Here is a 9218-nt window from a genome sequence, read left to right on the forward strand (position 1 = left end):
TCAGTCAACCGGGAAGGGCGAGACAACGGAACAGGCGTTGTAGCGATTTTTTCAGTTCAACAATCATGTCAATAGAGTAGGAGATAGAAAGATGGCAAACGACAACTACGGCATTGCACTCGGTATGATCGAGACACGCGGACTGGTTCCCGCCATCGAGGCGGCAGATGCCATGACCAAGGCAGCGGAAGTACGCATGATCGGTCGTGAATTCGTTGGTGGCGGTTATGTCACTGTTCTGGTTCGCGGTGAAACCGGTGCGGTTAACGCGGCAGTTCGTGCTGGCGCTGATGCCTGTGAACGTGTAGGTGACGGTCTGGTTGCGGCACACATCATTGCCCGTCCGCATCGTGAAGTAGAACCGGTTCTGCCGACAGGTGGTAGCAGTAAAACTGCAGCCTGATAGACAGGCGTTGTATTTAACTTAATGAGGAGTAACACACCATGGCCACTGAACACTACGGCATAGCACTGGGCATGATTGAAACGCGCGGGCTGGTTCCCGCCATCGAGGCGGCAGATGCCATGACCAAAGCGGCAGAAGTTCGCCTGCTCGGGCGGGAATTTGTCGGCGGCGGTTATGTCACCGTGCTCGTGCGTGGCGAGACCGGTGCGGTAAATGCAGCCGTGCGCGCGGGCGCGGATGCGTGTGAGCGCGTAGGCGATGGCCTGGTGGCTGCTCATATCATTGCCCGTCCGCATCGCGAAGTCGAGCAGGTGCTCGGCGATGCCGGTAACAGTGAAACAGCAGATAAATGATTGGTTGACGCTGACTGATCCGTCGTCATGCTGCACGCTAAAGCTGATCAACGCGTATTGGGTTATCTCGGTCGGGCCCTGAGTCTGGAACTCTCGGCGGTCCAGCTGTACAGCACCCAGGCACGACTTGTCGCGACCTGGGGGCTGACCGAGGTATCCAAACGGTTGAGCAATGAGGCCAGTGAGGAAATGGCGCATGCGGACCGGATTATCGGCCGCATGCTCGCCCTCGGCGTGGCACCCAATGCCTCGCAACTGCGCCCACCCAGGCTTGGCCGCAGCCTGCAGGAACTGTTGCAGCATAACCATGCATTCGAAAACGAACTGATCCGGTTGTATACCGAGGCGACGCAGCACTGTGCACGCAGCGGGGATCATGACAACCGGCTGTTTTTTGAAGAACTCCTCGGTGAGGAGCAGGGCCATGCCGCTGATCTGGCGAAATGGCTGAAGGAACTCGAACAACCCGGCGTGAAGGTCAACAAGACACGCGCCACTTTTTAACGGAGGCGAACCATGAGTCAACAATGGCAGGAACGCAACCGTCCCGCTCGCCTGGAACGGCGCTATGAGTTTGCCGATTACCAGAGCCTGCGAGATTTTCTCGACCGCGCCGCGGATGTCTCCGAGCGTGAAGGTTTGTATCCCGACATGGGTTTTGGACGTGATTATGTCAACGTGACTATCCATGCCGATGAACAGAGCAATGAGGTGGGCGAACAACAACATCGCCTGGCTGCCGAATATGATGCCTTGCTCGAAGAGCAAGGGACGCATTAGGAGCCGGCAGGATGTCCGTCATCGCTCTGGTGGGAAACAAAGGCGGTGCCGGCAAGACAACATTGTCCATTAATCTGGCGGTGGCACTGGCCGAACAGAGTGACACTGTCCTGGTGGATGCCGATCCGCAAGGTTCCTCGGTGCAATGGAAAGTGATAGGTGATAGCCGGTTACCCGTGGTCGTGGCTGAAGGGGCGCTGGGCGAGGCAATTGCCACAATGGCACGCCAACATGAGCATGTGGTTGTGGATTGTCCGCCTTCGGTTCAGGCACCACAGACCCATGAAGCACTGCAGGGCTGCGATGTGGCCCTGATACCTGTGCAACCTTCACCGGTCGACCTGTGGGCGACGGTACATATCGAGCAGGCAATTCAACAGGCTCGCATAGTTAATCCACAACTGGCCGCCTGGCTGATTATCAATCAACTGGAACCGCGCACCATGCTTTCACGCCTGGTTCGCGAAGCTGTAGCTGAAATCGATATCCCCGTTGCAGAAACGCCGATACGTCGACGTGCGATTTACCGCAGCAGTGTTCTTGAAGGTAAAAGCATCTATGACATGGGGCGCCGGGGAAGTGATGCAGCAACTGAACTCAATCAATTGATCCAGGAGGTATTAGCGTCATGAGCCAGAGTGACAAAACACGGCAGAAACTTGTCGATTCGATGCGCAAAACAAAGTCCGGTACTACCGAAGATAACGAGTCTGTTTCTGCAGAGGAGAAAAATAAGACCGAAACACCAGCGCCAAAAAAAACCTCGACCGCAACCGGTTCCAGGACCGCAGCAAAACGTAATGAGAAAAATACGACGGGGAAAAACCAGGCAGATGGTTATCAGTCAGTGCGTCGCCGTGTCTGGCCGGACTGAATTATGTATCGACTCCAGTCAATCAGTTGTCGATGTATTATCGATTAGTTTTATGAGTTTTGAACAGCACATACTTGGAATGAAGGACAAACAAAGAGGGTCAATGCAATGTCAGCTCTCAGTAATCTGCTCATTCCCGCAGTGCTGTTTTTTGCGCTGGGTTTTATAGCACGGGCTATAAAATCAGACTTACGGGTTCCACCCGATCTGGCCAAGGTATTATCCATCTATTTGTTGATGGCAATCGGTCTCCACGGAGGCTATGCCCTTGGGAAAGCCGATCTGGCAATGGCTTTCAATTCGGTACTCTGGGCCATCATCCTCGGTTTCGCACTGCCTTTGATCGGTTATGCGCTTCTGCTCATGACCCGTAAGGTGGATCACATGAATTCCGCGGCAATTGCGGCACATTATGGATCAGTCAGTGCCGGTACCTTTCTGACCGCGATTGCCTATCTGGATAACCTGAATATCGGCTATGAGAGCTATCCGGTTATCATGCTCGCGGTCATGGAGTCACCCGCCATAATCGTTGGCCTGTTGCTTGCTTCCTGGTCGCGCCAACGCCTCGCCGTCTCTGCCAATGGCGGTGGTACAGCAATAATACAACGGGGCGGCATGGGTAACGGGCAACTGGGAGGCTTGCTGCATGAGGCTTTCACCAACGGTAGCGTGATTATACTGATCGGCTCGATGTTCATCGGGGCAGTTGCATCTCCTGCCAGCATGGAGAAGCTATCTCCCTTTGTTGATGACATCTTCATGGGAGTGTTGTGCCTGTTTCTGTTCGAGATGGGCATGGAAGCGGCGCGACGTATCCGCGAGTTTCGCAAGGTAGGTCCGGTGCTGCTGGTGTTCGGTATTGTTATGCCGCTGATAGGTGGTGCCATCGGGCTGCTTGTTGGCGGGCTGGTGCTGGACATGAGCGTTGGCGGAACGTTGCTGGTCGGCGTGCTGGGAGCCAGTGCTTCGTACATTGCCGTACCGCCGGCGATGCGTCTGGCTGTTCCGGAGGCCAATCCGTCGTTTTACCTGACCTTGTCACTGGGAATCACGTTTCCGTTTAACGTGATTATTGGCATTCCGCTCTATCACGCTCTGGCAGAGCGGATCGTGGGCTAAACGAGGAGGGCTGAAGATGCACAGGCTTTTTCCGGAAAAACTGGTCACGGTCATTACCAGCGATGTGTTGGAGGATCAACTGGTCGGCCGGGTGCGTAACCGTGGTGCCAGCGGCTACACAGTCGTTCGGGCCAGGGGTGCCGGCTCCAGTGGTGAGCAGTCCGGCATGCTGGATATCGATACCAATATCAAGTTCCATGTGATCATACCTTCCGAACGATTGAGCGGGTTACTGGATGATCTCGAGCAATTAATTAATAAGGGGCACCATCTGACGGTTTTCGTTTCCGATGTGTCAGTGCTGGGGCCCGAGAAGTATTCCGAGTCAATGGAGTAATGTAATCATGCAGGCCTGGTTGTCTACGTTATTCCCGTTCCTGCGCTGGTTCCCGATGAACCGCGAAGTGATACGTGCGGATCTGGTTGCCGGAATTACCGTGGCCCTGGTGCTGGTGCCGCAGAGTATGGCTTATGCCCAGCTTGCCGGATTGCCCGTGGTGTATGGACTGTATGCCTCGTTCGTTCCGGTCATCGTGGCTTCTCTGTGGGGCTCGTCCAGTCAGCTGCATACGGGGCCGGTTGCCATGTTGTCTCTTATGTCGGCAGCGGCGCTGATTCCCCTGGCCAGTCCGGGCAGTGCGGACTTTATCGAGCTGTCGGTGATGCTGGCCTTGATGGTGGGTGTGCTGCGGCTCGCACTGGGGCTGTTTCGGCTCGGGGCGATCGTCAACCTCCTCTCCAGCCCGGTGATCGTGGGCTTTACCAACGCCGCGGCATTGATCATCGGGCTTTCCCAGCTGAGCAAGGTCATTGGTGTACCGTTTCCGCGCACTGATTCCTACCTGGCCGATCTGTGGCGGGTCGTTCTGCAATTGCCGTCCCTGCACATGGCAACGCTATTGTTCGCGGTGGGCGCCTTTTTGCTCATCCTCGGATTGAGGAAGAAATTTCCTGCTTTGCCGGGCGTGCTTATCGCGGTGATTGTAACCACCCTGATCAGTGCGCTGCTCTCGTATGAAAACAAAATGGTCGTGACGAGCAGCCAGATTCAGGATGCGCAAACCGTTTCTACGGTGAATGCGTACGCCAAATCCGAACGACGTATTGAATCACTGACCGACGAGATCGCCTCGCTTAATCAACAGGCGAAAAAGCTGGAGCAACAGGGTGGACTGGAGAACATCGAGCAGGCCGCATCATTACGTGCCACCGCAAAGGTCCGCGAACATGAACTCAAAATTCTCAAAAATGAGAACACCCTGCGTCGCGTCAAACTGCACAAAATGGTCCTGCACGGGACCGGGACAGAGAACGGCCCATCGCAGTTTTATCCGGCAGGTGAGGTGCCTTCGAAAGCGAGGGTAAATGGCGAGAGCTGGCGTTTTAGCGGGATCGATGGTGAGCGGGTGATATTGTCTTCCGGTGGCGCGGTAGTTGGCACGATTCCCGAAGGGTTGCCTGAGTTCGGTGTGCCGACTCTCAAATGGGATCTGATTCTGTCGCTGTTACCGGCGGCACTGGTGATGGCTTTGATCGGATTTATGGAGGCGACCTCTATCTCCAAGGCCATCGCCAGTACCACGGGTGAGCGTGTGGATACCAACAAGGAACTGGTCGGGCAGGGGCTGGCCAACATCGCCGGTAGCTTCTTCAGTTCCTATACGGTGAGTGGTTCGTTTTCGCGCTCTGCGGTGGCGGCCCGAACGGGGGCTCGTACCGGCATGTTTGCGATCATCAGTGCGATTGCCGTTGTACTGGTGCTGCTGTTCTTCACTTCCTACCTCTATCACCTGCCACAGGCTGTGCTGGCTGTCATCGTAATGATGGCGGTATTCAGTCTGATCCGGATAAAACCGCTGTTACAGGCCTGGCGGGTAGATCGCGTGAGCGCTTCCATTGGCGTGATTACCTTTGTGGCGACCCTGTTGATGGCGCCGGCGATTGCCAACGGCATATTACTGGGTATCGCATTGACTGTACTGCATTACCTGATCCGGATCATGCGGCCCCGGGCCGAAATCGTCAGTCGCAAGGGCGACGGTACGCTGGGCGGTGTCAGGGCTCACCAGCTTGAGCCAATGAGTGAATTCTTCGTGCCGGTCCGTTTTGATGGGTCGCTGAACTTTATCAATGTGGCCTATTTCGAGGACATGATTCTCGAGGCCCTGAGCGATTTCCCCAGGGCCAGGGCCATTCTGGTGATTGGTAGCAGTATTAACGAGATCGATGCCTCCGGAGAAGAAAAAGTCCGCGAGATTGCTCGCCGTCTGAAGGAGTCCGACGTGCAACTGATGTTCAGCGGGCTCAAACATCAGGTCATGCAGGTGATGCAAAGCAGCGGTCTGGTCGACGAGCTGGGAGAAGACGTATTTTTTGCCGACAAACAAACCGCACTGAAAGCGCTCGAAACTCGCTTTGCGCCCGGGGTGGTGGATTTTCCGGAGCGGGACGGAAGGTCCCCCTGGCGTGGCGGCCGCGTTGCCAACCATCTTCTATGAGGTGAAATATGCCCCGACGTGTAGACAAGTCTAAGCGAGCGCGATATAAAAACGGGGAGATGGCCAATTCCTCCGATTATACCTACACGCCGCCCGGCGCCATGCCGGATTTTCTGATCCGCCATGCCACCTTGCGTCAGCTCCAGGTGTTCGAAACCATCGTCCGGCTGGGCAGTTTCACCCGCGCCGCCGAAGAGCTGTTTCTGACACAGCCCACGGTGTCCATGCAGATCAAGAAACTGAGCGACGTCATCGGCCTGCCGTTATTCGAGCACGTGGGTCGTAACGTGGAGCCGACCGAAGCCGGGATGGAGCTGTATGAGGCTTGCCGGGGCATTTTTCAGGTTATGTCGAACCTGGAGATGAAGATTTCCGACCTCAAGGGCATGCGCCGTGGTCGCCTGCGCCTGGGGGCGATTACGACAGCCAAATATTTTGCCCCGGAAGTTCTGGGTGAATTCAGTGTGCTTTATCCCGGTATCGATGTGGCCCTGAAAGTGACCAATCGGGACCGGATCATCGAGCGGATGCGTTCGAATGAGGATGACCTCTATATTATGGGCCAGGCCCCTACCGATGAGATGGAGATGGTGGCTTTTCCTATTGCCCCCAATCCTCTGGTGGTGATGGCGCCGCGTAATCATCCGCTGGTCGGCGAAAAGAACATTCCCCTGGAGCGGATTGTTGAGGAGCCCTTTATTCTGCGTGAGCCGGGTTCGGGCATACGTGATGCCATGTTACGCATGTTCGATGAACACAAGTTGCGGCCCAGAGTCAAAATGGAACTGGGCAGTAACGAGGCGATCAAGCATGCCATCGTGGGTGGACTGGGTCTGTCGGTGCTGTCGTTACATACCCTGACGCTCGAAGGCATCGAGGGACCGGTCGCCATTCTGGATGTGGAAGGGTTCCCCATCATGCGCCAATGGTATCTGGTTTATCCCAAGGCCAAAGAGCTGTCACTGGTCTCCAAAGCATTTGTCGATTTTGCCAGAGAACTTGAGCCACAAATGCGTGAACGCATGAGGAATATCTGGCCCGCTCTGGAACAGTATCTGGACAGCAAAGATTCTACTTCAACTAAAAAATCCACTTCACGCAAGTAAAAAAGCGCCTGAGGCTGTTTTCCCCTCGATCAAACCCTCTGACGTTATCCGTAACGTTACCCTGTGGCATCAGGACGCCTGTGCCTGCTGATAGTCGGCGATCGGTGTCGGTTGTGTGTGGCGGGATTCCGGCAGGGGCTCGGCGGGAGGCGATGTCTGGTGAGTGGGGATATGGATCCAGTAGATAAAATGGGATTCGGGACGGACTTTCTCGGCATACAACCTTACCGGCTGTAACGGGTAGTTCAGGCGACAGGCCAGGATCGCCTGGTTGAGCGCTTTCGCATTCTGCAAGGCAAAGAACGGGCTTTGCCATTGCTGCCAGCGAAGCGTGTTGTCGGAGGATGGAACGCCATACTGGATACGGACGATCCAGTCCCCTCGCAGGCTTTGCTGTACGAGGTTCTCCACCTTGTTAAACAGGGCCAGGCAGGTCAATTTGATAAAGTAGTTATCCAGTTGCATCAGTGTTGCCTCACATGATTTCCGTACGTGTTACGGGGTTACCTGCCTGACGGCGTTAAAGTCACATTCGTTTATTGTTCGGTATTCAGTCAGGTTAATCCTGAGCGTTATGCTTGGGTAAAGTGAGGTTACCGTGGTGGCAGGGGATTAGGAAGGGTCATTTGGATTGTTTCTTTCTATAAAATTATCGATCAATATCTATGTATAGTTGTTTGCATAAGCCCCTTTGAATAACCTGTTAATCATGATGTGTGCGAGAACGATAAAGAACTGACGGTCATAACGCTGCCCGGATTTCATTTATCGAGCTTGCAGCAATGCGCGCTAAACAGAACAACACAATTTACCAATACTCAAAAGCAATCTTATGTCTGAATATAACAAGGACCTGACCACCAGCCTGCATGATCTCATTACCGGTGATGAAGATGCCCGTGTCTGCAAGGATATTCCCGAGTCGGCATGCAATGATCAGCCACGTAATTTTTTCGCCTACCTGATCGCTAACCTGCTGGGGAAAATCGCGGATGAAATCGCCAGTGCAAGATTGATTCTGCCGTGGTTGCTGGCCAGTGTCGGTGCGCCGGCGGCGTTTACCGGTTTTCTGGTGCCGATTCGCGAGGCGGGGGTGCTGTTACCGCAACTGGTGGTGGCGGCGATCATCCGGCGCATGGCGATTCGCAAGTCAGTATGGTTGCTGGGGGCAGGCTTATCCGGTGTCGCCCTGGCGTTGATGGCAGTGGCAACCGGCAGCTTGTCCGGAACCGCGGCCGGCTGGGCGATACTGGGTCTGTTGATTGTGTTCTCGCTGGCGCGCGGCCTGTGTTCGGTCTCGGCCAAGGATGTGCTGGGCAAGACTGTCTCAAAAGGCAAGCGCGGCACCCTGATGGGCTGGAGCGCGGGCATCTCCGGTCTGGCGGTTCTGGTAGTCGGGGTCTATGTGGAGTGGTTCGCGGGGGACGCACCGCTGGCCGTGCTGGCCTGGTTACTGGCGGGCGGGGGCATACTGTGGTTTATCGCGATGGGCTTTTTTGCGGCGATTCGCGAACAACCCGGGGCAACCGAAGGCGGTGGCAATGCCCTGAGTGTGGCGCTGCAGAGTTTCGGCATGCTCAAAACCGATGTGTTGTTTCGGCGTTTTGTTATCGGACGGGCCCTGTTGCTTAGCGTGGCGTTAGCGCCCCCGTTTTACGTTTTACTGGCACAACAGAACACCGCCGAAGGGCTGGTTGGTCTTGGGATGCTGATCATCGCCAGTGGCATTGCCGGCAGTCTCAGCTCCCCGGTGTGGGGTAAGTTGAGCGACTATTCCAGCCGGCTGGTGATCGTGCTGGCCGCGCTGGCGGCCGGGATACAGGGGATTCTGCTGTACCTGGCCGTGGAAGCCGGTTTGGCCTGGATTGACAGTGCCTGGCTGTATGCCGGCCTGTTTTTGACCCTCAGTGTCTTCCACGGCGGGGTACGGCTGGGACGCAAGGTTTACCTGGTGGATATGGCCACGGCCGATACACGGGCGATTTACGTGGCTTTGAGTAATACCCTGATCGGCATTGCCATGCTGGCGGGCGGGGCGATCGGCGTCCTGGCCGATGTGATCAGCGTGCAGGCCGTCAT

General features: G+C 55.6%; 12 protein-coding genes. 11 read left to right on the top strand and 1 reads right to left on the bottom strand.

The features are described from left to right. Positions 1-91 precede the first annotated feature (91 nt). The 10 genes from RI563_RS11255 (at position 92) to RI563_RS11300 (ending at position 7139) form a co-directional block, all read left to right on the top strand. Positions 92-403, top strand: coding sequence for a BMC domain-containing protein (locus tag RI563_RS11255; protein ID WP_134080584.1), 312 nt, complete (start codon positions 92-94; stop codon positions 401-403). Positions 404-444: 41 nt separating this feature from the next. After that, positions 445-759 (top strand): BMC domain-containing protein, encoded by a 315-nt coding sequence (locus RI563_RS11260; RefSeq protein ID WP_310694478.1) that lies wholly within the window; start codon positions 445-447, stop codon positions 757-759. A gap of 27 nt (positions 760-786) precedes the next feature. Beyond that, positions 787-1263, top strand: a complete 477-nt coding sequence (locus RI563_RS11265; protein WP_310694479.1) for a bacterioferritin — start codon at positions 787-789, stop codon at positions 1261-1263. Positions 1264-1275: 12 nt separating this feature from the next. Then, positions 1276-1539 (top strand): 4a-hydroxytetrahydrobiopterin dehydratase, encoded by a 264-nt coding sequence (locus RI563_RS11270; protein WP_310694480.1) that lies wholly within the window; start codon positions 1276-1278, stop codon positions 1537-1539. Positions 1540-1550: 11 nt separating this feature from the next. After that, positions 1551-2171: a ParA family partition ATPase gene (gene parA, locus RI563_RS11275; RefSeq protein ID WP_310694481.1), complete on the top strand. Its 621-nt coding sequence runs from the start codon at positions 1551-1553 to the stop codon at positions 2169-2171. Continuing rightward, positions 2168-2413, top strand: coding sequence for a hypothetical protein (locus tag RI563_RS11280; RefSeq protein WP_310694482.1), 246 nt, complete (start codon positions 2168-2170; stop codon positions 2411-2413). Before parA ends, RI563_RS11280 begins: the two co-directional genes overlap by 4 nt. Positions 2414-2521: 108 nt before the next feature. Continuing rightward, positions 2522-3535: a sodium-dependent bicarbonate transport family permease gene (locus RI563_RS11285; protein WP_310694483.1), complete on the top strand. Its 1014-nt coding sequence runs from the start codon at positions 2522-2524 to the stop codon at positions 3533-3535. Between the two features lie 16 nt (positions 3536-3551). After that, positions 3552-3872: a P-II family nitrogen regulator gene (locus RI563_RS11290; protein WP_310694484.1), complete on the top strand. Its 321-nt coding sequence runs from the start codon at positions 3552-3554 to the stop codon at positions 3870-3872. Positions 3873-3879: 7 nt separating this feature from the next. Further along, a complete protein-coding gene (locus RI563_RS11295; protein ID WP_310694485.1) occupies positions 3880-6033 on the top strand; it encodes a SulP family inorganic anion transporter in 2154 nt (717 codons plus the stop codon). Between the two features lie 59 nt (positions 6034-6092). After that, a complete protein-coding gene (locus RI563_RS11300) occupies positions 6093-7139 on the top strand; it encodes a LysR family transcriptional regulator (protein WP_310694486.1) in 1047 nt (348 codons plus the stop codon). A 69-nt stretch (positions 7140-7208) separates the two neighbouring features. On the opposite strand, the gene RI563_RS11305 is transcribed toward RI563_RS11300, so the two are convergent. Continuing rightward, a complete protein-coding gene (locus tag RI563_RS11305) occupies positions 7209-7604 on the bottom strand; it encodes a ribulose bisphosphate carboxylase small subunit (protein ID WP_310694487.1) in 396 nt (131 codons plus the stop codon). Positions 7605-7971: 367 nt separating this feature from the next. Between RI563_RS11305 and RI563_RS11310 the strand changes: the two genes are divergently transcribed. Beyond that, positions 7972-9218 (top strand): MFS transporter (locus RI563_RS11310; protein WP_310694488.1); only part of this gene is annotated, 1247 nt, incomplete at its 3' end.

This window comes from Thiohalophilus sp., from assembly GCF_031581315.1.
Lineage (GTDB): Bacteria > Pseudomonadota > Gammaproteobacteria > UBA6429 > Thiohalophilaceae > Thiohalophilus.

Excerpts from the sequence above, each read along its gene's own strand:
- RI563_RS11255 (WP_134080584.1), top strand. The coding sequence starts at position 92 with ATGGCAAACGACAACTACGGCATTGCACTCGGTATGATCGAGACACGC.
- RI563_RS11260 (WP_310694478.1), top strand. The coding sequence starts at position 445 with ATGGCCACTGAACACTACGGCATAGCACTGGGCATGATTGAAACGCGC.
- RI563_RS11265 (WP_310694479.1), top strand. The coding sequence starts at position 787 with ATGCTGCACGCTAAAGCTGATCAACGCGTATTGGGTTATCTCGGTCGG.
- RI563_RS11270 (WP_310694480.1), top strand. The coding sequence starts at position 1,276 with ATGAGTCAACAATGGCAGGAACGCAACCGTCCCGCTCGCCTGGAACGG.
- parA (WP_310694481.1), top strand. The coding sequence starts at position 1,551 with ATGTCCGTCATCGCTCTGGTGGGAAACAAAGGCGGTGCCGGCAAGACA.
- RI563_RS11280 (WP_310694482.1), top strand. The coding sequence starts at position 2,168 with ATGAGCCAGAGTGACAAAACACGGCAGAAACTTGTCGATTCGATGCGC.
- RI563_RS11285 (WP_310694483.1), top strand. The coding sequence starts at position 2,522 with ATGTCAGCTCTCAGTAATCTGCTCATTCCCGCAGTGCTGTTTTTTGCG.
- RI563_RS11290 (WP_310694484.1), top strand. The coding sequence starts at position 3,552 with ATGCACAGGCTTTTTCCGGAAAAACTGGTCACGGTCATTACCAGCGAT.
- RI563_RS11295 (WP_310694485.1), top strand. The coding sequence starts at position 3,880 with ATGCAGGCCTGGTTGTCTACGTTATTCCCGTTCCTGCGCTGGTTCCCG.
- RI563_RS11300 (WP_310694486.1), top strand. The coding sequence starts at position 6,093 with ATGGCCAATTCCTCCGATTATACCTACACGCCGCCCGGCGCCATGCCG.
- RI563_RS11305 (WP_310694487.1), bottom strand. The coding sequence starts at position 7,604 with ATGCAACTGGATAACTACTTTATCAAATTGACCTGCCTGGCCCTGTTT.